Source organism: Sporosarcina sp. GW1-11 (assembly GCF_033088395.1).
Lineage (GTDB): Bacteria > Bacillota > Bacilli > Bacillales_A > Planococcaceae > Sporosarcina.
This window is the reverse complement of the sequence record NZ_JAPMIW010000012.1, coordinates 33,721-55,969: the sequence shown is the minus strand read 5'-3', so window position 1 is coordinate 55,969 and position 22,249 is coordinate 33,721. Positions and strand designations below refer to the sequence as shown.

At 41.2% G+C, this 22,249-nt stretch carries 21 protein-coding genes and 2 pseudogenes; 5 read left to right on the top strand and 18 right to left on the bottom strand.

What is annotated here, in order from left to right; all coding sequences use genetic code 11:
* Positions 1 to 47: 47 nt before the first annotated feature.
* Complete coding sequence (gene clpP / locus ORD22_RS09305) at positions 48 to 641, top strand: ATP-dependent Clp endopeptidase proteolytic subunit ClpP (protein ID WP_317645671.1); 594 nt, start codon at positions 48 to 50, stop codon at positions 639 to 641.
* A 44-nt stretch (positions 642 to 685) separates the two neighbouring features.
* Here the strand turns inward: clpP and ORD22_RS09300 are convergent, their stop codons facing one another.
* From ORD22_RS09300 to hprK, 12 genes are all read right to left on the bottom strand, one after another.
* A complete protein-coding gene (locus tag ORD22_RS09300) occupies positions 686 to 940 on the bottom strand; it encodes an HPr family phosphocarrier protein (RefSeq protein ID WP_317645669.1) in 255 nt (84 codons plus the stop codon).
* A gap of 47 nt (positions 941 to 987) precedes the next feature.
* A complete protein-coding gene (gene whiA, locus ORD22_RS09295) occupies positions 988 to 1,920 on the bottom strand; it encodes a DNA-binding protein WhiA (RefSeq protein ID WP_317645668.1) in 933 nt (310 codons plus the stop codon).
* 41 nt (positions 1,921 to 1,961) lie between these two features.
* Positions 1,962 to 2,909, bottom strand: coding sequence for a gluconeogenesis factor YvcK family protein (locus tag ORD22_RS09290; RefSeq protein WP_317645667.1), 948 nt, complete (start codon positions 2,907 to 2,909; stop codon positions 1,962 to 1,964).
* A gap of 22 nt (positions 2,910 to 2,931) precedes the next feature.
* Positions 2,932 to 3,819: an RNase adapter RapZ gene (gene rapZ / locus ORD22_RS09285; RefSeq protein WP_411567639.1), complete on the bottom strand. Its 888-nt coding sequence runs from the start codon at positions 3,817 to 3,819 to the stop codon at positions 2,932 to 2,934.
* 2 nt (positions 3,820 to 3,821) lie between these two features.
* Positions 3,822 to 4,298, bottom strand: coding sequence for an 8-oxo-dGTP diphosphatase (locus ORD22_RS09280; protein ID WP_317645665.1), 477 nt, complete (start codon positions 4,296 to 4,298; stop codon positions 3,822 to 3,824).
* Positions 4,299 to 4,580: 282 nt separating this feature from the next.
* The gene (gene trxB / locus ORD22_RS09275) at positions 4,581 to 5,531 is read right to left on the bottom strand and encodes a thioredoxin-disulfide reductase (protein ID WP_317645664.1); all 951 of its coding nucleotides are present in this window, start codon (positions 5,529 to 5,531) and stop codon (positions 4,581 to 4,583) included.
* A 105-nt stretch (positions 5,532 to 5,636) separates the two neighbouring features.
* Positions 5,637 to 7,163: a tetratricopeptide repeat protein gene (locus ORD22_RS09270; protein WP_317645663.1), complete on the bottom strand. Its 1,527-nt coding sequence runs from the start codon at positions 7,161 to 7,163 to the stop codon at positions 5,637 to 5,639.
* 89 nt (positions 7,164 to 7,252) lie between these two features.
* On the bottom strand, positions 7,253 to 7,774 hold the full coding sequence (locus tag ORD22_RS09265; protein WP_317645662.1) for an acyltransferase: 522 nt from the start codon (positions 7,772 to 7,774) through the stop codon (positions 7,253 to 7,255).
* The gene (ppaX, locus tag ORD22_RS09260) at positions 7,771 to 8,427 is read right to left on the bottom strand and encodes a pyrophosphatase PpaX (RefSeq protein WP_317645661.1); all 657 of its coding nucleotides are present in this window, start codon (positions 8,425 to 8,427) and stop codon (positions 7,771 to 7,773) included. The genes ORD22_RS09265 and ppaX overlap by 4 nt, the downstream gene beginning before the upstream one ends.
* A complete protein-coding gene (locus ORD22_RS09255) occupies positions 8,420 to 9,379 on the bottom strand; it encodes a nucleoside recognition domain-containing protein (RefSeq protein ID WP_317645660.1) in 960 nt (319 codons plus the stop codon). The genes ppaX and ORD22_RS09255 overlap by 8 nt, the downstream gene beginning before the upstream one ends.
* The gene (gene lgt / locus ORD22_RS09250) at positions 9,363 to 10,184 is read right to left on the bottom strand and encodes a prolipoprotein diacylglyceryl transferase (RefSeq protein WP_317645659.1); all 822 of its coding nucleotides are present in this window, start codon (positions 10,182 to 10,184) and stop codon (positions 9,363 to 9,365) included. The genes ORD22_RS09255 and lgt overlap by 17 nt, the downstream gene beginning before the upstream one ends.
* Positions 10,185 to 11,135, bottom strand: coding sequence for an HPr(Ser) kinase/phosphatase (gene hprK / locus ORD22_RS09245; protein ID WP_317645658.1), 951 nt, complete (start codon positions 11,133 to 11,135; stop codon positions 10,185 to 10,187).
* A gap of 139 nt (positions 11,136 to 11,274) precedes the next feature.
* Here hprK and ORD22_RS09240 point away from each other — a divergent pair.
* Positions 11,275 to 11,806, top strand: a pseudogene (locus ORD22_RS09240) (N-acetylmuramoyl-L-alanine amidase family protein).
* 56 nt (positions 11,807 to 11,862) lie between these two features.
* Here the strand turns inward: ORD22_RS09240 and ORD22_RS09235 are convergent.
* The 6 genes and pseudogenes from ORD22_RS09235 to ORD22_RS09210 all read right to left on the bottom strand — a co-directional run bounded on the left by ORD22_RS09235 (position 11,863) and on the right by ORD22_RS09210 (position 20,459).
* Positions 11,863 to 12,948, bottom strand: a complete 1,086-nt coding sequence (locus ORD22_RS09235) for a DUF4097 family beta strand repeat-containing protein (RefSeq protein WP_317645657.1) — start codon at positions 12,946 to 12,948, stop codon at positions 11,863 to 11,865.
* A gap of 81 nt (positions 12,949 to 13,029) precedes the next feature.
* Entirely contained in the window at positions 13,030 to 15,897 is a 2,868-nt protein-coding gene (uvrA, locus tag ORD22_RS09230) for an excinuclease ABC subunit UvrA (protein WP_317645656.1), read from the bottom strand.
* Positions 15,898 to 15,905: 8 nt separating this feature from the next.
* Positions 15,906 to 17,878, bottom strand: a pseudogene (gene uvrB / locus ORD22_RS09225) (excinuclease ABC subunit UvrB).
* A 208-nt stretch (positions 17,879 to 18,086) separates the two neighbouring features.
* Entirely contained in the window at positions 18,087 to 18,347 is a 261-nt protein-coding gene (locus tag ORD22_RS09220; RefSeq protein WP_317645655.1) for an IDEAL domain-containing protein, read from the bottom strand.
* A 170-nt stretch (positions 18,348 to 18,517) separates the two neighbouring features.
* A complete protein-coding gene (locus tag ORD22_RS09215; protein WP_317645654.1) occupies positions 18,518 to 19,729 on the bottom strand; it encodes an ABC transporter permease in 1,212 nt (403 codons plus the stop codon).
* Positions 19,713 to 20,459 carry an ABC transporter ATP-binding protein gene (locus ORD22_RS09210; protein ID WP_317645653.1) on the bottom strand — a complete coding sequence of 249 codons (747 nt, stop codon included), beginning with the start codon at positions 20,457 to 20,459 and terminating at the stop codon, positions 19,713 to 19,715. The genes ORD22_RS09215 and ORD22_RS09210 overlap by 17 nt, the downstream gene beginning before the upstream one ends.
* Before the next feature lie 120 nt (positions 20,460 to 20,579).
* Between ORD22_RS09210 and ORD22_RS09205 the strand changes: the two genes are divergently transcribed.
* From ORD22_RS09205 to ORD22_RS09195, 3 genes are all read left to right on the top strand, one after another.
* Complete coding sequence (locus ORD22_RS09205; RefSeq protein WP_317645652.1) at positions 20,580 to 21,005, top strand: HIT family protein; 426 nt, start codon at positions 20,580 to 20,582, stop codon at positions 21,003 to 21,005.
* A 386-nt stretch (positions 21,006 to 21,391) separates the two neighbouring features.
* Entirely contained in the window at positions 21,392 to 21,748 is a 357-nt protein-coding gene (locus ORD22_RS09200; protein WP_317645650.1) for a YtxH domain-containing protein, read from the top strand.
* 200 nt (positions 21,749 to 21,948) lie between these two features.
* A partial coding sequence (locus tag ORD22_RS09195) for an HTH-type transcriptional regulator Hpr (RefSeq protein ID WP_411567638.1) occupies positions 21,949 to 22,249 on the top strand: 301 nt, incomplete at its 3' end.

Here is a 22,249-nt window from a genome sequence, read left to right as displayed (position 1 = left end):
TTGATTTCAACCGAACGAATAGATTGTATTTAAAGGAGGAACTTTCATTGAATCTAATTCCTACAGTAATTGAACAGACAAACCGTGGTGAGCGGGCGTACGATATCTACTCTCGCCTGTTAAAAGACCGGATTATCATGCTAGGTAGCGGCATTGATGACAATGTTGCCAATTCAATCGTGGCACAGCTTTTATTCTTGGAGGCAGAAGATCCAGACAAAGATATCTCCATTTATATTAATAGCCCAGGTGGAAGCATTACAGCTGGAATGGCGATCTACGATACAATGCAGTTTATTAAACCAGATATCCAAACAATCTGTGTTGGTATGGCAGCCTCTATGGGTGCGTTCTTGCTAACAGCAGGTACAGAAGGTAAGCGCTATGCATTACCTAACGCTGAAGTCATGATTCACCAACCACTCGGCGGTGCACAAGGTCAAGCAACTGAAATCGAGATTGCTGCAAAACGTATCTTGCATCTTCGTGAGAAACTAAACCAAATTCTAGCAGATCGCACAGGTCAGCCAATCGAAGTCATCGCACGCGATACAGATCGTGATAACTTCATGACAGCTGAACGTGCAAAAGAATATGGTTTAATCGACCATGTGATGACACGTAGCAACGCAAAAAAATAACAATAATAAAAACCGATTCTTCCAAAAAGAAGAATCGGTTTTTATTATTCAGCTTCTACTAACTCAGACAAATTCTGAAGCGCTAAGTCTTCATCGATTCCATCTGTCATCAATGTGATTTCAGTACCCTTTGCGATTGCAAGACTCATGATTCCCATGATGCTTTTCGCATTTACTTGACGTTCATCTTTTTTCAAATAGATATCTGCCGTGTATTTATTCGCTTCCTGTACAAATAAAGCTGCCTGTCTCGCTTGTAATCCGGGTTTAATACCTACTTTTACTGTTTTTTCTACCATATCGTATGCTCCTTTTCTTCCTCTTCTTCAGAAGGATCTACTATCTTTTAGTTTCCACGCAATTTCTTTGCGATTTCCTCAATCTTTCGCAACCGGTGATTGACTCCCGATTTACTAACAGGTGTACCTGTCACTAATTCACCTAGCTCTTTTAACGTAACATCTTGATAGTCTACGCGTAATTGAGCAATTTCTTGTAGGCGGTCCGGTAGTTGGTCTAGTCCGATTGTCTGTTCAATCAGTTTAATATTTTCTACTTGCCTTTGCGCTGCACTAATCGTTTTGTTTAGATTGGCGGTTTCACAATTTACTAATCGGTTTACGCTATTTCGCATATCTCGCATAATTCGAACGTCTTCAAACTTCATTAGGGAGACGTGTGCTCCAATGATTCCAAGGAAATCAGAGATTTTTTCCGCTTCTTTCAAATAAGCGATAAATCCTTTTTTTCGTTCAATCGACTTGGCATTCAGCTGATAGCGATTCATCAACTCGACCAGTGACTGACTATGTTCTTGATAACTTGAGAAAATCTCCAAATGATAGGATGAAGTCTCAGGATTATTAACGGAACCACCTGCCAGGAAAGCTCCGCGTAAGTATGCGCGTGCACAGCAGTCATCTAGAATGAGCTGCTGATCAATTCGATTAATCATTTGAAAGTCATCCGTCATGATGAACAGCGTTTCCAATAGATCCTTAGCGCCTTCTCGAATACGACAAATATAGACATTATTTTTCTTCAAGCGCATTTTCTTCCGTACAAGTAACTCTACTTTATAAGGATATAGCTTTTTCAAATTAGAATAAAGTCTTCGGGCTATTGCCGCATTTTCTGTTTGAACATCAAGACTCAATTGTTTATTTGAAAAAGACATGACGCCATTCATACGGATAAAGGCTGCTATTTCGGCTTTCGTACAACAATCGTCCGCTTCAATTTGTGTAAGTTCTTTTTTAGTTTTAGATGCAAAAGACATGATATTCCCCCTCTTCGGCGATCTTCATATCTGTACGCCTTCTACGTTCTCTCTATATACCTCATTAATACATCTGCCACTTCCATCGTTTTGTGAGCAATATTCCCATTCATAATCGTGGCAACCTCTTGAACAAATACTTCCGGAACTAACATCTGTAGTTGCTGCAAATCATTTTCGACTAGCCACGGTTCCGATTTCCCACTAATTCCGTGAGTACGTCTAAACGCTTCAGTATCATTTACTAGGACAGCGTCAAGGAAAGGTTCTCCAGCGTGATCATAGAGCGCCTGAACGTGTTCAGAAGCCGTGTAACGATAAGTTTCTCCCCGCTGCGTCGTCAAATTTCCTATATATACTTTTTTCGCAGAACTGTTAAGTACAGCCTCTCGAATATCATTCACCAAAATAGTAGGCAAAGTACTAGTATACAGACTTCCGGGACCAAAAACGATTAAATCTGCTTTTTTTATCGTATCCGCAGTTTCTGGCAATGGTTTGACATCTTGCGGAGTAATAAAGACATTGCGAATTTTCCTCCCATAGAGAGGTATTTTAGATTCACCTGTAATAATTGAACCATCTTCAAGCTCCGCATGCAAGGTAATCCGCTGATTTGCTGCAGGTAAAACTTTCCCTTTAATATTGAGCACAACACCCATTTGTTCAACCGCACGGGCAAAATCTCCCGTAATCTCCGTCAATGCGGTGAGCATTAAATTCCCTAGAGAATGTCCTTTTAAATCATCTGTTCCTTCGAAGCGATACTGGAACATTTTCTCGATCAGCGGCTCTACGTCTGAAAGCGCTGCCATAACCTGTCTTATATCCCCAGGTGGCGGGATATCATATTGGTCGAATAAACGGCCAGAACTGCCGCCATCATCTGCTACAGTCACAATCGCCGTTAAACCTATTGGATAACGCTTAAGGCCACGAAGAATATTGGATAACCCCGTTCCGCCACCGAACACGACTACGCGTTTCATCCCAGTGGATTGCATATGACTGTCAACCCTTTCTTTTTTCAACGTCCCGATGTGAAACGTGAGTCGGATACTCTTCTTGGAATACACCTGTAAAATATTCGGCAAGCGTTACAGAACGGTGCTGTCCGCCAGTACATCCAAATGCAATGACTGCTTGACCTTTACCTTCTTGTTTATATTGCGGAATTAAAAATCTGAATAAATCCGTCAGCTTTTCAATTAGTACCTTCGTATCGCTCCACTTAAGAACATATTCCGACACTTCCGAATTCAAGCCGGTTAATGGACGCAATTCTTCCAAATAAAATGGATTCGGTAAAAATCGAACATCGAATACGACATCCGCATCGATCGGCATTCCATGTTTAAATCCAAACGATACAAAGTTCAACGTAAAGTTTGGCTCTCCTGCCTCAGAAAATTCACGTGTAATCTTTTCACGCAACTCCTTAGGCTTTAAATACGAAGTATCAATAATCGAACGTGATAATCCTTTGAGTTCTGTTAGTAAAATGCGCTCTTTACGAATGCCTTCTAACAACACGCCACCTTCAGATAAAGGATGTGAACGACGCGTTTCTTTATAACGCTTAACGAGTGTTTCATCATTCGAATCCAAAAATAGCAAACTCGCTTTAACATCTTCCATCTTGAACAAACCTTCAAGCGCTGTTATTAATGAGTCAAATAAGCTTCCGCCACGCGTATCCATAACTGCTGCAATTCGTCTCATTTGATTGTCAGATTTCATCATTAAATCCAAGAATGTTACAAATAACTCAGGAGGTAAATTATCGATACAGTAAAAACCCATATCTTCGAAGCATTGCATCGCGACAGTTTTACCTGCACCTGACATGCCCGTAATAATCACAACTTCGTATTCATTAGAGCCTTGTGATTGCATCATTATTATTCACCTTCCGTTGATTGTTGTAGTGATTCACGCAATAAGCGAAATTGCTCTGTATAATAAAATGTTCCGTATTGTGTACCTAGTTCATTGACCGCAAATAGTAAGTTCGAACGGTCACCTTCTGCCATAGGTAGTGTATGCAGACTTTCAACCGGATGCCATTCAAGCTCACCTTCGACTGTTGTTTTTAATAATTCACCAGAATAGTCATGGGCAACGAATGTAAATAAAAGCCACTCATTGACTAGCTGTTGTCCAGCATCATCCATGATCATCATAGTGTAAATTCCTTTAAGATGCGGTTGAATCGGCTGTGCACCTGTTTCTTCAACGAATTCACGGACTGCTGCATCATATATAGATTCGCCTTCATCTATCTTTCCGCCCGGCGCTACATACCAACCACGCCTAGGCTTCTTCAGCAAGAGTACTTGACCGTCTTTGACGACGAGTAAATTAGCAATTTTTTGCATAGGTAGTCCCCACTTTTCACGTATGTAATACTAGTATACAATGGTTTCATAAAAAACGATAAAAAAAGGTGGCTATTTACGGAAGTTTTTACCGCAAATAGCCACAATGTTGCTATATTGTTAAAACTTATATGCACGCGTAATGAATAAGTAGAAGAAATTAGGATAGGTTCTGTGGAATCGACTATTATTTAACTACCACCAAGCCATCCCTTACAGAAAACATACCCTTTTAAGCGTAAATCCCGAACGACTTATTAAGTCCACTCACCTATAAGTCACTTAAGCCTTAGCTTCTACTTCATCCATCAACTCTTCGATATACTTCTGAGCCGCTTGTGCAGCAACGCTTCCGTCGCCTGTTGCTGTTACGACCTGACGCAATAACTTCTCACGCACGTCGCCTGCAGCATAGATTCCTGGAATTTTCGTTTCCATAATATCATTCGTTTCAATATAACCATTGTCGTCCAAAATTCCAAGATCTTTGAAAGGCTCTGTCAATGGATCGAGTCCGATATAAACGAACATCCCCTCAGTCTCCATCTCGCGCTCTGAACCGTCTTCTGTTGATACGAGTGTGAGTGACCCGATCTTGCCGTCTTTTTCATTCACTTGCTTGACCGTTGTATTCCAAATGAAGTCAATCTTTTCATTCGCAAATGCACGCTCTTGAACAATTTTTTGAGCACGTAATTCATCTCGACGGTGAATGATCGTTACTTTATTTGCAAAACGCGTTAAGTACGTACCTTCTTCAACAGCGGAGTCTCCTCCACCAATAACAACAATCTCTTTATTACGGAAGAACGCACCGTCACAAACTGCACAGTAGCTCACACCGCGACCCGTTAATTCTGCTTCGCCCGGGATTCCCATCTTGCGGTATTCTGCACCTGTCGTCAAAATAATTGCACGTGCTTTATAGCTCTTGTCGCCTACATAAACCGTTTTAAATTCACGGCCATCTTCAATCTTCGTCACATCTCCATATGCATATTCTGCACCGAAACGCTTCGCATGATCGAACATTTTAGTCGATAGGTCAGGGCCTAAAATAGTTTCGAAACCTGGATAGTTCTCGATATCTTCCGTATTAGCCATCTGGCCGCCCGGTACACCTCTTTCCAGCATTAGTGTAGACATATTCCCACGTGCTGTATAAACTGCTGCCGTCATACCTGCTGGACCTGCACCTACAATAATTACGTCATAAATTTTATCTTCTGACATGTTATTCGTTCCCCCTCATTTTTCGATTGTTCTTTGTTCGATTACTATAATGAAATCGTAGTAGAAATTCGAGATAAATTCAACTTAAAAGCAATATAGACAACATCATTCGTCAGTCGATTCGGGTAAATACGCGATCAATTCCTGCATATACTTCGTCAACGTCGCTACAGATATACCATATTTTTCAGCTAGAGCTTTCTTTGTCACTGGCGTATTGCGTGAAATTTGGAACATATAATCTGCAGAGGCAGCAAGTGCTTTCGGATTCCTAAAAGCATAGTCCTGTCCTAATGCATTTTCACATAAAGCGAACCACATCTGGAACAGCTGTGTCCCTTGCTCATCTAGTGGCTGATACTGTTCATACAACAAGTCACAAATAGCAAGTGCTTTTTCCATAGCTTTCTCAAACGCATTTTCTCCAATGAACGCATAGTCCAAACTATGTGCTAAAAACAACTGTTCCGCAGCGCTTAATTCGTCCATTACAATATAGCCGGGATGGGATAAAATTTCTTGCATATGTGAAGACTTTCCTAATAAATACAAACCGAGCATTCGATCACTTTTATGAGGACTCGAAATCTTTTCGATTAAGAACACAACGTTTTCTTCAGATGAATCCATATCAACATGGTTTTCAGTCGTTTTCCAAGGTTCAAACCCTTCTTTGGAAGGATCCATTTCAAGTAACATCGCATACGCCTGCTCCGCCACTTTGCGATGTCCAGTGAAATAAGCAGCGTTTGCTAACCAGAAATAATAGCCGACATCGCCTTGGAATCCACGCTTTTGTAGGCTGCGTAGCCAGTGATACGCCTCCTCATAACGTCCCGTTAAAGCAAATGTCGCACCTAGTTTATAGCGGTGCTCAAATTGATACGGCTTGATTTTGGACAACAGTTCCATCATACTTTGAAGCTTTTCTTCTTTACGACCATAGTAAAAAAAGACAGCTAAATTACAAAGTGCATGAATATTTCCTTTCTCTTCACGCAATACATCATACAATATGTCTTCTGCATGCTTTTCTTTGCCGATATAGAAATACGCCAATGCCAAGTTATTGTGGACTGCCCACGTTTTTGGGTAGTCTAAAAGCAATCCTTCTAGCACGTCAATCGCTTCTTCAAAATTCCCATCTTCCATCATGCGTCGAGCCTTTTCTTGCATAATTAATACTTCTCCGTCAACATCTTCGCTTTCTTCAAGAAACATTTCTTCTTGATCCGCGAACTCGGAAATTTCATGCGCTTCCTCTACAAAAAAACCTTCAGGCGCCAAACCAATATACTTCAATGCATACTTTTTGGCTTCACGCAACAAGCCAAGATGGGCATGAACTTCAGCTAAATAGAATGTAGTTTCTTCACTTTCCGGTTCTATTTGATCCGCTTTTTTTAACAGTTCATAGGCATCTTCAAAACGACCGACTTCCATAATGAATACACCATACTCCATATGAGTCAGTGCATCACCTGGATTCAATTCCAATGCGCGCTTATAATATTTCTCTGCATCCGAAAATTGTTCACGCTGCATCGCTTGCATGGCGCGTTTACGATAGAAATCTCCATCTGGTAAAAACGATATAATTTTATTTTTATTGAATCTTTGATTTTTTTCCAATCGAACTCCTCCGAAAAATAAGAGGAACGTTCTAGACGTCCCTCTCTACAATCTTTCTTCTATTATAGCACAACTACTACACGCGTCATTCATTTGTCGTCCTTCGCCGCTCGCAATCGCATTTCTTCAGCTGAATAAATGACGCGTACGGGATTGCCTCCTGCAAAGCAACCTGCAGGAATATCGCGATTCACAAGCGAAGCAGCAGAAACAATGGCTCCGTCCCCTATTTTTACACCTGGCAAAATCGTTGTATTGGCTCCAATCAGTACATTGTCACCGATTTCTACATCTCCAATACGGTATTCATCAATTAAATATTCATGCGCTAAAATGGTCGAATTGAAACCGATAATCGAGTTGTTACCAACAGATATTCGTTCTGGAAACATGACATCCGGTACGACCATTAATGCAAATGCAGTATGCTTTCCTACGTTCATTCGAAGAAACAGACGGTATAAGACGTTTTTCCAAGAAACGAAAGGTGTGTACCGTGCGATTTGGATGATGATGAAATTTTTTGCTACTTTGAAAATAGACACTGTACGGTAAATATGCCAAAGAGAATTCGCTTCGCCTTTAGATGGATAACGCTCCGTCCGTCTCATAGTTGCTCTCCTTCAATCAATGAAAGTAGATCTGACATATGACGCAGCATGAAAGTCGGCTTAAACGTCTGCAAATAGTCTTCCCCTTTTAAAGCCCATGCAACCGCAGCTGTTCGTACGCCGGCATTTTGTCCACCTAGAATATCGTGAAAGTTATCGCCGATCATTAAAGCCTCTTCCGGCTTGCTATCTAGCCTCTTTAAAGCAAGCATTAAAGGCTCAGGATTCGGTTTTGGATTCGTTATATCATCAAGCCCGATAACCGTGTCAAAATACTTTGTAAGGCCTAATAAGTTTAATCCTCTTTCGACCATGTCACGCTTCTTCGTAGATACAACCGCCATTTTCACACCTTGCGCATGTAATTGACGAAGAGTATCTGTCACTCCCTCAAATTCCGTAACGATTGCATCATGATTCGCTATATTCCATTCACGATACTCGCGAATTAATTGCTCAGCCATCTCAGGTGCAACAGATGAAAATGTGTCATGTAATGTCGGCCCTATAAACGGCAAAATATCTTGCCGCTCGAATTTTCCTGGAAAATGTTCTTCCAGGACGTGGCGGAATGAAGAAATAATTAATTCATTGGTATCTGCTAATGTTCCATCAAAATCAAATAATAATGTAGTAATAGGTTGTTTAGTCAAAAACGGTCTCCTCCTTCTCTTTTGGCTGTTTCCAAAGGATACTGACCGTCACAGTCAATACGATAGCTGTTACAAGCCGGATGATCAATAACGGCCAAATCGGAATGCCAAGTGGTAAGAATAATAGTGTATCCTCAATCACCGCATGACATGCCATTAAGAAAATAAAGGCCAATGTAATATCCCGTTTGGAAACACCGTCTTCCTGTACCGCCTGAATCATCACACCGGCTCCATAAGCGAGACCGATTAATAACCCAGCAACAAGCGTCATGGAAGCATTCGGTTTCACACCGATTAACTTCGTAAATGGTGAAACCCCTTTTGAAAAACGTTCTAAATAATTTCGATCTTTAATGAACTGCACAAAAAGCATTAACGGAATGACAATTAGCGCTAACTGCAATACGCCAAAAGCCGCTTTTTCCGCTCCTAGTAGGAATAGTTGCCAAAATCCTTCTGGTACCACTTGTACTTGCGGTGTCAATCCATATTGCGCGATTTCTGTGCCACCCGTCCAAAATAAATGGATCAGTATACCCGCCGCCACCGCCAGCCCAAGTCGAACTGCGATCACTAGCCATAACTTTACACCGACCTTTAATGCAACAGCCGTCTCGATAAATAAATTATGTGCAAAGCTGATCATCACCGCAATGATGAACACTTCTTTAACTGTCAGCTCAAGCGAAATAATTCCTGCGATCCCCGCATATAAGTTCAACGTATTGCCAAGCACAATTGGCACAGCCGCCTCGCCGCGCAAACCAAATAAATGCATGATTGGAGCGACTAACTCTACTAACCAAGGAAGAATCGGTGTGAACTGCAAAATCGTAATAAGTAACGTAATTGGAAAAATGATTTTCCCTAATGACCATGTCGTTTTTAATCCGATGTATAAACCGCTACGTAGCGTGCTCGCTAACGGTATCTTATTTGCGTTTGTCATCATAACTTTCTTTCACTTTCAAGACATACCGACGATAGAGTATGAATGCAATTCCAATCACAACACCCGTTACAGAAACTACCTGTGCTGCACGCAAGCTTCCGATCACATACAAACTATCCGTCCGCATACCTTCTATAAAGAACCGACCGACTGAATACCAGATAACGTAAACTAAAAACACTTCTCCACGCTTCATCTTGACTGCGCGTCGTATGACCAATATCAAAATCAGCCCAACGACATTCCATAACGATTCGTATAAAAACGTTGGGTGGTAAGTGATACCATCAATCGTCATTTGATTCATAATCCAGTCCGGAATAATCGTGCTCTCTTTAAACGCTTCCGAAACTGGACCGCCGTGTGCTTCTTGATTCATAAAATTGCCCCAACGACCGATAATTTGACCAATCAATAAACCGGGCGCTGTAATATCCGCGACTTTCCAAAACGACACGCCACGCTTTTTACAAAAGATCGCTGCAGTAATGAACGCACCAATGAGCGCGCCATGAATCGCTATCCCGCCATTCCAAATTTGGATGATCTGTTCCGGATGATCGCGATAGAAATCCCAAGAGAACATAACGTAATAAATCCGCGCACTTATAATGGCAATCGGAATGGCCCAAATGAGCATATCCGTCAGAAAATCAGGATGCATGCCTCTCTTTAGCATTTCCCTTTGCACTACCATAAAACCTAAAATAATCCCTAAAGCAATCAGAATACCATACCAACGGACTTCTAAACTGCCTATACTAATCGCTACAGGATTAATCGCTAGTAAAGATACATTCACTTAGTCGCGCCCCTCTTCTTCTAGTAATCCCGCGTTCTCTGCGATGGCTTGATCTAAACGCTTCGTAAATTTCTCCGCTGCATTATGGCCAAGACGCTTCATACGGTAATCCATCGCCGCGACTTCGATAATGACCGCAATATTCCGACCAGGTCGAACAGGTACGGACAATTTCGTAATTTGCGAATCCAATATTTCAATCTTTTCTTCATCGATTCCGAGACGATCATAATGTTTTTTCTCATCCCAAATTTCCAAATCAACGACTAACAACACACGTTTATCAGCTTTTACCGAGCTCGCGCCAAATAATGTCATCAAATCAATGATGCCTACACCGCGAATCTCCAACATATGTTTTAGCAATTTAGGTGACGTACCTATCAAAACATTTTCGGATACTTGACGAATTTCTACTGAATCATCCGCAACGAGTCTATGTCCTTTTTTAATGAGTTCTAAAGCCGTCTCACTTTTCCCTACACCACTGCCTCCTGTAATTAACACACCTACACCATAGACATCCACTAGCACGCCGTGAACCGTCGTCATTGGCGCCAACTGACCAACTAAGTAATTCGTCAACATACCCGAGAATTGAGTCGTCTTGAAATCTGTACGCAATACGGGAATGTTTTTCTCTTCCGCCAATTGGCCTAGCTCTTTTGGACCTTCTTCACCGTGCGCAATAATAAACGCAGGTGTTTTGTCTGAACAAAGACGTTCCAATCTTTTTCTGCGCGTAATAGCTGGTAACGTTTCCAAAAACGACATTTCTTTGCGACCAATCAATTGTACGCGCTCGGATGGATAATAATCAAAGTAACCAGCCATCTCAAGACCTGGTCTTGAAATATCGCTCATATGTACATGTCGGTGAATTCCACCATGTCCCGCGATCAATTCCAATCCGAATCGATTCATAATATCTTCCACTGTCAGTTCATTCATAAAGTTCCCTACTTTCTCCGTTACATAGCTATTCATCTATTTTTTATTTTAACATGAAGGAAAAGAAATGAAATAGAATGCTTCTTGTATTCTTTTTCAAAACTTCACCTATATAGAGGATAAAGGAGAGTGGACAAAATTGACACTAATTATTCTTGACGCGGGCCATGGACCGGAAACACCTGGCAAGCGAACACCTGACGGCAAGCTTCGTGAATTTCATTTTAATGTTGTAGTGGCAAACTGGGTCGGTAAGTTTTTAAGCGCACAAGGAATCGACGTGCACTATACACATGAGACTTCACGAGACGTGCCGTTATGGGAACGAACGGCAACTGCCAACCGATTGCGTGCAGATGCGTTTGTATCGATTCATGCGAATGCTTACGGTGAAGGATGGCATCAAGCGCAAGGAATTGAAACGTATATTTATCCGCAAGCTAGCAAAAGTTCAGTCGTACTCGCCTCCGCTGTACAAAGCGCATTGATATCGAGGAGTAAAAAAAGCAGACTTTGCCGTGTTGCGTGATACCCATATGCCCGCTATTCTCGCCGAGTGTGGCTTCATGTCCAATCAAACAGAAGCCGCGCTATTACAAAACAAAGACTATCAGTTGCAATGTGCACGCGCATTAACATTCGGCATCCTTTGTTGGTTATACACAAAGTAAAAAAACACCTGCCCCACCACTTCATTCAGTGGCGGGCAGGTGTTTAATGTTGTGACTTATAGTTCAACAGAGTTATAGCGAACCATCACAGAACCTGTTTTGGACTCACCGACAACCGTAATTGGCGTCTGTTCTTCAGCCTCAACCGTTTTACTAAAACGAATCGTGCGGTGTAAAAACTGCTCTTGTTCTTCTACACGTGACACATCTTTTAGCTGTAAGTCGAGCTTACCCATATTGGATGTAATTTCCCCTTTAACCGCTAAAGAAGAAGGGAAATAAAGCTCAACTGCACCGCTAATGGATTTCGCATCTAAACTTCTAGCCTTAGCAGAAGTAGTAGTCAACGTAACATTACCATTTAATGACTTCGCTTCAATATCGACTAACTCTCCATCTACATAAACACGGCCATTCAATGTTTCCGTCTCTAATTTATTGCCGTGTACTTTTAGTAAACGCACCATACCATTCGCTGTTTGAATATCCGCCTCATCAAATTTGATAGCTGCACATTCTATTTTCCCATTCGCTGTTTTGATGCGTAACTCATTACACTCGATTCCCTCAACCGAACAGCCACCGTTCAATAAACGAACAGATAACTTACCATGCAGTTTGGCTGGTACATACAGTTGAAGATTTACTTGCAACATTTTCAAATCACTGCTGATTCGTAATTTCTTGCCGTCTTTTACAAACAATAATTTATCTAGGAACTGACTTAGCGCTTCCGCTTCAGAATCATTGTTGAAATGCTTAACAGAAAACTTCGCTGTGATCTCATCATCTTCTGACGGATGCATTTCTACAGCTCCATGATCTATATGAATAATAATATCCTCAATATCTTCTGCCGACTTTTGCTCTACGTGCGTAAAAGCTACTGACTTGCTGAAAGGCGCTTCAAAATCAAACTCTTTCACACGATGAACTGCTGTATCCATAAACTGCATAAAGCGATCTCCCGCAGTCATAAATTCTTTACGGATATCTTCGAAAAAGTCGTCTGCTGACGGCTTATCTTCTTCTATTGCGGGTTCAGATTCTTTACTTATGGCTTCCAATAATTTCAACGCTTCATCTGCAGTAATTTTTCCTTCTTCTAGCAAAGTAAGTATTCGTCTACGTTCATTTTGCATGTCGCGATTCCTCCTCGTTTTGAACAATCCGTTCTTTTTCTATCTATTTATACGGTTGCGATTGCAAAAAGTTTCATTTTCTTATTTTTTTACTGTTTTCTTGATTTGTTCTTTCATACGATTGCGATCCCTTTCAAGTATGGAATGCAAATACTTTCCTGTATAGGATTCTTTCACTTCTGCAATTTCTTCTGGTGTTCCGGTAGCTACAATCTCTCCACCTTTATCTCCACCTTCAGGACCGATATCGATAATATGATCTACAGTTTTGATGACATCTAGATTATGTTCAATAACGAGCACCGTATTACCGCCATCTACTAGTCGCTGTAGCACTTCTAGCAACTTCGCAATATCATGGACGTGTAGACCGGTTGTCGGTTCATCCAGAATATAGAATGATTTTCCAGTTGAACGTTTATGCAGTTCAGACGCTAACTTCACTCGTTGCGCCTCTCCACCAGACAATGTAGTCGCTGGTTGTCCTAGTTGCACATAGCCAAGACCTACATCAACAATCGTTTGTAGCTTGCGATGAATTTTCGGGATATTCTCGAAAAATACAACTGCATCTTCCACTGTCATCGCCAATACGTCGGCAATATTTTTTCCTTTATAGACGACTTCTAGTGTCTCGCGATTATAGCGTTTACCGTGGCATACTTCACAAGGTACATAGACATCCGGTAAGAAGTGCATCTCGATTTTAATAATTCCGTCCCCACGACAAGCTTCACAGCGTCCGCCTTTAACGTTGAAACTAAATCGACCTTTTTTATAGCCACGCACTTTCGCTTCATTAGTCATCGCAAAAACATCACGAATATCATCAAATACACCTGTATAGGTTGCTGGATTGGATCGTGGTGTCCGTCCAATCGGCGACTGGTCAATATCGATGACTTTTTCTAAATGTTCGATTCCCGTGACACTGTCAAACTTGCCCGGTTTTTGTTTCGAGCGATTCAGTTTCTGCGCTAATATTTTATGCAATATGTCATTCACTAACGTACTTTTCCCCGAACCAGAAACGCCCGTCACTGCGATGAATTGACCTAAAGGGAATTCCGCATCAATTCGCTTTAGATTGTTTTCCGCTGCACCTTTGACAATAATACTGCGCTCATCTCGTGGTCTGCGTGCAACAGGTAGCGGAATGAATTTCTTTCCACTTAAATATTGTCCAGTTAATGATTTCTTATTCTTCATCACTTTCGCTGGTGTTCCAGCAGCGACAATTTCACCGCCTGCTACGCCTGCACCCGGACCAATATCGATTAAATAATCCGCCGCCATCATCGTATCTTCATCATGCTCGACAACAATTAATGTATTGCCAATATCACGCATACTCTGAAGCGTCCCAATGAGACGATCATTATCCCGTTGATGCAAACCGATTGATGGCTCATCTAAAATATACAACACGCCTGTTAGCCGCGAACCGATTTGAGTAGCTAAACGAATTCGCTGTGCTTCCCCACCGGATAAGGTGCCTGCTGCGCGAGATAAGTTCAAATAATCCAATCCTACATTAATCAAAAACCCTAAACGTTCTGTAATTTCTTTTAAAATCATATCGGCAATTTGTGCATCTTTCTCAGATAGCTTCAATTGATCAAAGAACTTTACCGTTTCCACAATCGAACGTTCCGTAATTTTCCCGATATGCTGCCCATCGACTACTACCGAAAGTGATTCTGCCTTCAATCGATAGCCATTACAAGAAGGACACGGCCGCTCAGTCATATATTTACCCATTTGTTCGCGAATATAATCTGAAGATGTTTCATGATAGCGTCGTTCTATATTACGCAACACACCTTCAAAAAATATATTACTGTCGCGTGTATTACCGAATTCATTCGTATAGCGGAAGTGAATTTTTTCTTCACTGGAACCTTTCAATAACTTTTCCACATCGTCATCCGCTAATTCACCAATCGGTACATCCATATCAATTTTATAATGACTCGCAACCGTCGCTAACAATTCAGGATAATATTGCGAACTAGTCGGTTCCCAAGGCGCAATCGCGTGCTCTTTCAGTGTCAGTTCTGGATTTGGAATAACCAATTCCGGATCTACTTCGAGTTTCATCCCGAGTCCATCACATTCTGGACAAGCGCCAAATGGACTGTTGAATGAAAACATCCGCGGTTCTAGTTCACCGATAGAAAATCCGCACATCGGACATGCATGATGCTCACTGAAAAACAATTCTTCTTCTCCGATGACGTCCACAATGACATTTCCGTCCGCTAGCCGTAACGCGGATTCTAGTGAATCACTCAGACGCGTTTCCACACCTTCTTTCATCACAATCCGGTCAACGACGATTTCAATTGTATGTTTCTTATTTTTATTTAGATCAATATTGTCATCTAAATCAATCGTCTCTCCATTGACTCTGACGCGTACATAGCCTTGCTTCTTAATATCTTCTATTAACTTTGCATGTGTTCCTTTACGTTGTGAAATAATCGGTGCCAAAATTTGAATTCTCGTACGCTCTGGAAGTTCTACTACACGATCGACCATCTGCTCGACTGTTTGTGTAGATATTTCAATCCCATGAATCGGACAGAAAGGCTTTCCAACTCGGGCGTATAATAAACGTAAGTAATCGTAAATCTCCGTCACAGTACCAACTGTGGAACGCGGGTTTTTGCTTGTCGTCTTCTGATCAATTGATATTGCAGGAGATAATCCTTCAATTGAATCAACATCTGGTTTATCCATTTGCCCGAGGAATTGACGCGCGTAAGCAGACAAAGACTCTACATAGCGTCGCTGTCCTTCCGCGTAAATCGTATCGAAAGCAAGAGAAGATTTACCCGAACCTGATAGACCCGTAAGTACAACCAATTGATCACGTGGAATCTTGACTGTAATGTCTTTCAAGTTATGGGCTCTCGCTCCTTGTATTAGTAGTTCTTTATTTTTCATTAGGACATCTACCTTTCTGCCTTCAGTTCTATGACTGTGTCACGTAACTCGGCAGCCCTTTCGAAGTCTAGGGCTTTCGCTGCTTCCTTCATCTCTTTTTCCAACTTCATAATCAATAATTCTCTATCATCTTTCGTGAGCTTCTTGCCGTCTGTAATTCGTTGTAAATAAGTCTCTGTTTCTTCCGCAACTTTTGTCGCACGGATCACTTCACGAATCGGTTTGTTAATCGTTGTCGGTGTAATACTATGTTCTTTATTATAAGCCATCTGAATTTCACGGCGACGCGCTGTTTCATTAATCGCTTTAGTCATCGAATCGGTCATTTTATCAGCGTACATAATGACACGACCTTCCGAGTTCCGCGCAGATCGGCCAATCGTTTGAATTAACGCACGTTCTGAACGTAAAAATCCTTCTTTATCCGCATCTAAAATCGCAACTAATGAAACTTCCGGTATGTCGATTCCTTCTCGCAATAAGTTAATACCGATGAGCACATCATACGTACCTAATCGTAATTCTCGAATAATTTCCGTCCGTTCAAGCGTTTTAACGTCAGAATGAAGATACTGCACTTTGATGCCAATATCTTTCAAGTAATCCGTCAAGTCTTCGGACATCTTTTTCGTAAGTGTAGTAATTAATACACGCTCATTACGCTCGATACGCAATTGAATCTCATCTAATAAATCATCAATTTGCCCTTCGATTGGACGCACTTCAATTACTGGATCCAATAATCCTGTTGGACGGATAATTTGCTCTACCATTTTATCGGTATGTTCGATTTCGTAAGGCCCTGGAGTAGCGGAAATATAGAGCGCTTGATTAATATGTTCTTCAAACTCCTCGAACATCAATGGACGGTTATCTAATGCAGATGGTAAACGGAAACCGTGTTCCACTAACACTTTCTTACGCGCTTGGTCTCCGTTATACATTCCGCGAATCTGCGGCAACGAGACGTGACTTTCATCGACTACGATTAAAAAGTCGTCCGGAAAATAATCTAACAACGTATAAGGTGTTGCGCCCGCCTCACGCAGCGTTAAGTGTCTAGAATAGTTTTCAATACCAGAACAGAATCCCATTTCTCGCATCATTTCTAGATCATAGCGTGTACGCTGTTCTAACCGTTGTGCTTCAAGTAATTTATCGTTTTCACGCAAATACTTTAATTGTTGCTCTAGTTCAATTTCTATATTGGCTATCGCTTTTAGCAATTTTTCTTCACGCGTAACGAAGTGGGAGCCTGGGAAGAATCGCGATCTCCAATAACTTCTCCAGTCAACGCGTCCACTTCACGAATCCGCTCGATTTCATCTCCGAAAAACTCCAGACGAATACACCGCTCATCGCGGGCAACTGGGAAGACTTCAACTACATCTCCTCTGACACGGAATGTACCACGCGTGAAGTTGATGTCATTGCGTTCGTATTGTATGTCTACTAATTTGCGTAATAATTCATTACGTGGGACTTCCATACCTGTACGCAATGAATACACCATTTCGTTATATTCTTCCGGTGAACCGAGACCATAAATACACGATACGGATGCCACAATGAGAACGTCATTTCGTTCGAATAACGAGCTTGTGGCGGAGTGCCGAAGTTTGTCGATTTCGTCATTGATAGAAGAATCCTTTTCGATATACGTGTCCGTTTGCGGTACATAGGCTTCTGGTTGATAGAAGTCATAAAAACTAACGAAATATTCTACTGCATTATTCGGAAAAAATTCTTTGAACTCGCTATATAATTGACCGGCCAATGTTTTATTATGTGCAATGACCAGTGTAGGTTTGTTAATTTCTGTAAGGACATTAGAAACAGTGAACGTTTTACCTGTCCCTGTGGCACCTAGTAATGTTTGATGTTTCTTCCCTTCCCTTAGCCCCCTAACAAGGCTAGCAATCGCTTTAGGCTGATCTCCTTGTGGTGTATATGGTGCCTCTAATTGAAATGTTTCATTCAATTGCTTTCACTCCTATTCTAAAACACCTAGTCATTCTATTTTACCACAGCGAGCGCTTTTTCCAAAGTTTTAACGAACGTACGTTTTGAATTCATAGTATGTATTTCACAATACCCTTTCGTGATTTAAAAAAACGCTAGGTGGAGTATCTTCTTCACTCCGTCCACGACAAAAAAACACTGCACAGGATTAATGTGCAGTGTTTTTGCTAGTTTGTGTTCATTTCAAGTTGATATTCTTCTTCTGAAAAGTCGAGTAATTTTTGTGTGTAAAGTTCAAATGCTTCTTTGTCATTGCGATCCAAAGCATCGTCGATAAGGTTCATGATACGGGCTTGCGTTTGCTCTCTGTGAATGTGTTGCAGAAATAGATCCCAATAAATTTCGTTCAGTAGCTTTTCTGCCTGGAGAGAAGTACTGTTATTCCCTACGGCTTTTAAAAATTCAGCATATGAGTTGTTATTGTTCATCTCTCTCACCCCTGATACCTTTTAGTAATTATATATGCAATGAAACATGAATTGCAACTACAAAACTAACTATTCGAACTTTTGAATTACTTCCACACAACTAACTCGCTATCAAGTAGGTACATATATTCAGATAATTCAGTCGTTTATTCAAAATTCACAGTTTCGCATCAAAACTCTTTTGTTTGCTCCTTAGTTAAACGGATAGTCGCTTCTCCAATAATCAATGCAATAAGTGCAATGAGCACTGGTATGAGACTTAGTCCGTAAAGAGGCAAGGCAGCTAGTAAAAGGATGACCGCTTGTAGCCAAATCAACTTTCTAACTAGCGAGCGAACAGCTTTGTTCTGAGATTTTTCTTGCTCTTCCGGATACAGCTGATCCATGGTGAATTCGACTCCACCTTCTAACGCAAGGATAAGCTGCACAGCCGTCGCAAATGCTAGGACGCCGACGAAGATGAAAGAAACGATGGGTAGTGGAATCAAAAACGCCCCCAAAGCGGATAGGGCAGTGAGCCTTAGCCAGAGCCAAAACGTGTCGTCCGTTCGAATAAATGTACGGACGACTAAATAAGACTGCACATCACGACGCTTAAACGTCGAACGTTTCATAGCGAACGTTAACCAACTCCGCTTACTTACAGAGCCGACCAAATGCGGTACTTCTGTGAAATAATTGGCGAAGCGGTAGAAACGCATCATACGATTTTGTTCCAATTCGATAAACTGTTCATACGGGAATGGAAATTGACTCGCTTTCTTTTCCCAAAATTTCGCGTAAAGAATAGCTACTAAAACACCTACAAAAAAGAACGCTGGACTCCATAGCAAACCGAAATAAATAACTAAAAACGCAAGTGCCAAACGAAGAATTCGGTCCGGCCAGATAAATTCATCATTAGCGATACGCACATTAAATTCCGTTCGTACATAGACGCCTTTTATTGCGACAATCAGCAATATGACCAATAAATAATCAATGCCTGTCCCCACTTCAGTCGCCTTCAATAAAGGTAACGCTACGATCATCGCAATCAATGGCAACGGCAATTGCGAAAACGTTGACCATGTTAAGGAGCGTCTCATATAATTCGGTAATTGATCCTCTAACGGCAAAAAATAGACAATATCCGCGGGCTTCAACAACGTTGTTGGAGCGGCTTTCATTAGAAGTAATGCAAGGACGATTGCTACAACCCATACGGAAGGAAAGCTTTGGGGTACTTCTTTCAGCCATTCACTATACGCGTACCCACCAGCCCCGATGGCGAACATGAAAACAATAGCTAAATGCCCTGTAAATACATAGCGCATATATTTCTGTAATTCATTGACATAATGAAAGAAACGTTGACCCCAAATATCATGCATGCTGTTCATGATCAGATTCCTCAGTCATCGCGATATATAAATCATCCAATGTAGCACCTGGGCGCCCGAATGCTTTGCGCAAATCATCCATCGTTCCATTCGCACGCACACGACCTTCATGTAGCAAAATAATACGATCGCAATATTTCTCCGCCGTTGCTAAGACGTGTGTAGACATCAAAATCGACGCACCTGCTTTTTTACGCTCAATCATTTGATCGAGTAATGCACGGATCGCTAGTGGATCCAACCCAACGAATGGTTCATCAATAATATATAATTTCGGTTCTACGAGAAACGCACACATAATCATGACTTTTTGTCGCATACCCTTGGAGAAGTGTGCTGGAAACCATTTCAAGCGTTTTTCCATACGAAATTCTTTTAACAACTGCTCTGTACGAATTTCGAACTGCTGCTTGTCCAATCCGTAAGCCATCGCTGTCAGTTCCAAATGTTCCTGCAAAGTCAACTCTTCGTATAGCACAGGCGTTTCTGGAATATAACTGAATGACTGACGATAATGCGCTTTGTCACTAAACGTCGCACCATCAATCGTAATCGTCCCGTGAAGTGGATTCATCACACCAATAATATGCTTGATAGTTGTACTTTTACCTGCACCATTTAATCCGATCAAGCCAACCAATTCACCTTCTTCAATCTTGAATGAAAGATCGTGCAAAACCGGCTTGCGTGTATACCCACCTGTTACGTGTTCTAGTTCTAGGATTGCCATTATATTTCCTCCAATCTTCCTTTTCATTTTAGCAAAGAATTTGTGAAATTGCTTTCTATGCCTTCGTTAACTATCAGAAAATATGCTACAATACATCCAAACATGAAAGGAAGTGTAGAAATGACCTCATGTATTTTCTGCAAAATTGTAGAAGGAACAATCCCGGGCGAAAAAGTGTATGAAGATGACCACGTCATTGCCTTTATGGATATTATGCCTGTAACAAAAGGGCATGTACTTTTAATTCCTAAAACGCATCGTGAAAATTTGTATGAGTTAACAGAAGATGAAGCAGCTAATTTGTTTAAAGTAGCACCTAGAATTGCCAATGCATTAAAAGAAGAGTTCCGACCTGCAGGCTTGAATCTCTTGCAAAACAACGGATCATTCGCAGGCCAATCCGTATACCATTTCCACATGCACCTCATCCCACGCTACGACAAGTCGGACGGTCTGCATGTAGACTTCAATTCAAAAGTAGAACAGTTCCCAATAGAAGTTCTTTCTGAAATAGCAAGTGGCATTAAAAAAAGATTACAAGATTAATTGTTCAAAGGGAAACTGTTTAGTCTGTGCGGACGGGGATTCACAGCAAAAATGTGCTTCCTACGCTACGCTGATGTTCGCGATAGCCGCACTTCGCAATGACTTTCACTACAGTAGGAAACACTAGTGAAGCGAAGTGCCAGACGACTCCGGAAGGATCTGCCCGACAGGTGAGCCTTGCGACCGGTCGGCTCACCGCAGACCTCCGGAACGCGTCCACCTGTAACGTAGCGAAACGGTATACTTTCCACTACCCTATTCATTGGTTTTTAATACTTAATCCAAGAAAATACTTTAATTTGAATAATAATTTTCCGATACCTATTGCCCATCTGTAGGTTGCATGTTTTAATAATATAATAATCTGAAAAAGGAGTGTTTTCTTTATGAAAGCATCTACATTTTTTATTGGCCTAGCAGCAGGTGCTGTGACTTCAGCTATTGCCGTACTGTACTCTACTCCACAAGCAGGTAGCGAATTGCGCTCGAGTGTAAAATCCGTCTCCCTTGAAATGAAAGATAAGTTGAAAGACGTAAAAGGTAAAGTAGCAGACCTAAAAGATTCTGTTACCGATTTATCAGAAGACGCAAAAGAGCTTGTACCTGGGACTGTACAAGAAATGAAAGATTCTGTAGAGGACTGGAAGCGCTCCACAGAGCACAACAAGAAACGATTAGAAAAAGAAATATCTGCGATCCAAACAGCGCTTGAAGATCTTGAAAAATCATTCAGCACTCGCTAATGATTTCTCACTCCCTCAACGTATCAGTTCAATCACCTTGCTGATCAACGTGTAAGGAGAGGCTGCAGAATATTGTCATGCCTTGCGACTGTATTCTGTAGGCACTTACACACAGTCTGAATTATTTTATTATTCCGTCTTTTTTATTTGTTACTTTTTTGGTATAATAAAAAAAAGATTGAAAGAAAGCAGGTGCCCCGATGGCAGAGCAAAACATTTCACGTAAAGATGCAATGATCTTTAATCAACGTGTAGCCCAAATGTCTAAAGCATTATGGAAAGCAGTTGAAAAAGATTGGCAACAATGGATTAAACCTTATGAGTTAAATATTAATGAGCACCATATTTTATGGATCGCCTTCCACCTAGAAGGCGCCACCATTTCAGACATTGCAAAATTTGGTGTAATGCATGTCTCTACAGCATTTAACTTCTCCAAAAAACTAGAGCAACGCGAACTCCTTTATTTTTCCAAGAAAAATGATGATCGCCGGAATACAT